Annotated in this window: 4 protein-coding genes; all 4 read right to left on the bottom strand. The window is 40.6% G+C overall.

All coding sequences use genetic code 11. The annotated features are described in order from the left end of the window. Nucleotides 1-111: 111 nt before the first annotated feature. Genes MOZ60_RS11390 through MOZ60_RS11375 form a run of 4 tightly spaced genes read right to left on the bottom strand, consistent with a single transcriptional unit; the run spans nt 112 to nt 2,473 of the window. Nucleotides 112-366, bottom strand: a complete 255-nt coding sequence (locus MOZ60_RS11390; RefSeq protein ID WP_370596769.1) for a glycosyltransferase — start codon at nt 364-366, stop codon at nt 112-114. Between the two features lie 23 nt (nt 367-389). Continuing rightward, nucleotides 390-962: a GNAT family N-acetyltransferase gene (locus tag MOZ60_RS11385; RefSeq protein WP_370596768.1), complete on the bottom strand. Its 573-nt coding sequence runs from the start codon at nt 960-962 to the stop codon at nt 390-392. Between the two features lie 2 nt (nt 963-964). Next, a complete protein-coding gene (locus MOZ60_RS11380; RefSeq protein WP_370596767.1) occupies nt 965-2,071 on the bottom strand; it encodes a DegT/DnrJ/EryC1/StrS family aminotransferase in 1,107 nt (368 codons plus the stop codon). Between the two features lie 3 nt (nt 2,072-2,074). Then, complete coding sequence (locus tag MOZ60_RS11375; protein ID WP_370596766.1) at nt 2,075-2,473, bottom strand: sugar 3,4-ketoisomerase; 399 nt, start codon at nt 2,471-2,473, stop codon at nt 2,075-2,077. Nucleotides 2,474-2,729: the final 256 nt, after the last annotated feature.

Raw genomic sequence — 2,729 nt, 5'->3', positions numbered from 1 at the left:
CTATCATGTAAAGGCCTTCCTTTCTTGGATGAGGCAACTTCCCCATCTCTTTATTGAGCCAATAACAAGTATGCGGGATGATCCTCGAACACACAAGTTAATGGAGGGCTTTTACATATTGTCTAAACCACATAAGATTGCCGCATGAGAGCCAAAGTTTCTTGACAGATGATACAGCTTGACGTGATCGTCCTGCTCAGCCAAAGCCTTCATAACTTCCCAGCTGTTATCTTTGGAGCCATCATCCACCATGACAATTTCATAATCATAGTCAATGACATCGATCACTTTTTCTTTAATATCCTTATATAACGGCTGTAAGTTCAACTCATTATAGTAAACCGGAATAATGATAGATAATTTCATAACTGCTGATTTCTTTCCTTTTTTTATTTACTTTCATCATAATTGCCAACAATCACGCTTTTCCAGTCAGGATTGCATGCTGTAAATCTTTGCTTGTCGATTTTCATCTCAAGCTCTTTGCCACCGCGCATAAAATCATGACTCCCTGTAATCAGAAAACCGGCCCTTATATAAATAGAAAGCGCCGCAAGATTCTCTGTATGGACATCAAGCGAAAAATGATGAATTGATAACGCCTGGATGCCAACACATATTGCTAAAAGAACTGCCTGATATCCAAATCCTTTTCCATGTGACTGTCTGTCTCCAATCACAATTTTTCCAAGTTCACATGACTGGTCTTGTACATGATATAGAGCCACAGATCCAATCATTTTATTCAGCTTACGATCAATTACTGCAAAAAAATATGTTCCAGGATCAGACAAGTAATCTTCAAACCATCTTAATTCTGCTTCCTCTGTAATATAAGGAATAGGCCGCAGAAACTTAGATAGATCCGGATTATTTCTCCATATCCGCAGATTTTCTATATATTCTTTTGTAAGTGGAACGATTTTGCAGGAATCGTTCATTGCATAATAATGATGCTGCATAATTATTTACCTGGGTGAAAAGAATTGATCTTCTCAATGACATAATTCTGTTCGTCTTCTGTCATACCGTTATAAATCGGAATTGAAAGAACCTCATCCGCATCTTTTTCTGCAATCGGGAAGTCTCCTCTATGGAAACCAAGATACTGATATGCTTCAGACAGATGCGGAGGAATCGGATAATGAATGATCGTACCAATACCGTTATCTTTTAAATACTGCATCAGCTCATCACGATATCCTGGCACATGAATAACAAACTGATGCCAGGAAGAATCCGCTCCAGGACGGACTTTTGGCAAAATGACCAGCGGATTATAAATCCCCTGATAATATCGATTAGCGAGCTGGTTTCGCTCTTCGTTAAAATGATCCAGATACTTCAGCTTTACTCTCAGCAGTCCTGCCTGAATCTCATCCAGCCTGCTGTTTGCACCTACAACTTCATTATGATAGTGAACTCTGCTTCCATAGTTACGGAACATTTTGAAATCTTCAGCAAGCTTTTTATCATTTGTGCAGATACAGCCAGCATCCCCAAAGGCACCACAGCCTTTCGTAGGATAAAAAGAGAAGCAGCTTACAATACCAAATGTACCTGTCTTTCTTCCATGCCATTTGTTGCCATGGCTCTGCGCGCAGTCCTCAACTATCTGAAGATGATATTTTTCTGCTATTGCACCGATTTTATCCATATCACAGGATTGTCCAAACAGATGTACAGCCAGAATTGCTTTTGTTTTGTCAGTAATGGCAGCTTCAATTTTGTCTGCATCAATATTGTCATATTGATCAGGCTCCACAAAAACCGGTGTTGCACCATTGATGGAAATTCCCATCACACAGGCGATATAGGCATTAGAAGATACAATCACCTCATCGCCTTTGCCAATGCCAAGAAGCCTGAACGTAATCCACAGAGCATCCAGACCAGACGCAAGACCAACACAATACTTTGTGCCGATATAATCTGCCCATTCATGCTCAAAGGCATCAACTTCTTTGCCTAAGATATACCAGCCAGACCGGAGTACATCGACTGCCTTTTTCTCATATTCATTCGCATGCAGATCATACTGCCGCTTTAAATTATTAGCCAGGACCTTCACAACTCAATCCCCCATATAATTGATTTCTTCACAAAATGCATCATAATCCCGGATGTACTCATCCGGATCATAATGCGTACTAGCCAGCACGAGCAATACCGAATCTGCACTGAAGTCATACATTTCTTTCCAGACCATGCTCGGAAGATAGATGCCGGTATGCGGCCTGTTCAGACAGTAAATTGCCTCATTGCCCTTGCCATCCTTGACTTTTACCTTGCTCGTCCCGGCAACATTGATTAATACGAATTCTGACTTTCGGTTGGCATGGCAGCCTCTGACAACGCCTTTTTCAGATCCATATATATAGAAAACACGTTTGATTTCAAAAGGAATATCCTGGTTTCCTTCGACAATGACAAGATGTCCTCTTTCATCTCCATGCTGAGGAAATTCAACCATCCTCACTTTATCCATATTGCGCATCAGCAGCACGCCTCCCCATCTCAAGCCACGTTGAAAATGCGGCAGAATACGATCCAGAATAGAATGGTACTCACTCAGCGGATTTAATCTGCCTGACTCATTATAAAAAGGGCCTGTAACAGTTGCTAATGTGAATTAGCTCTGTTATGGGCCTTTTTTGTTTTCTTTTGTATTATCTTTACCAAAACTTATTCAGCAGCGTCATTTCTATGTAGAATCATGTATATCAAAG

The sequence above is a fragment of the Grylomicrobium aquisgranense genome (genome assembly GCF_033971865.1).
Taxonomy (GTDB): domain Bacteria; phylum Bacillota_I; class Bacilli_A; order Erysipelotrichales; family Erysipelotrichaceae; genus Bulleidia; species Bulleidia massiliensis.
This window is presented reverse-complemented; position numbering and strand designations above follow the sequence as displayed.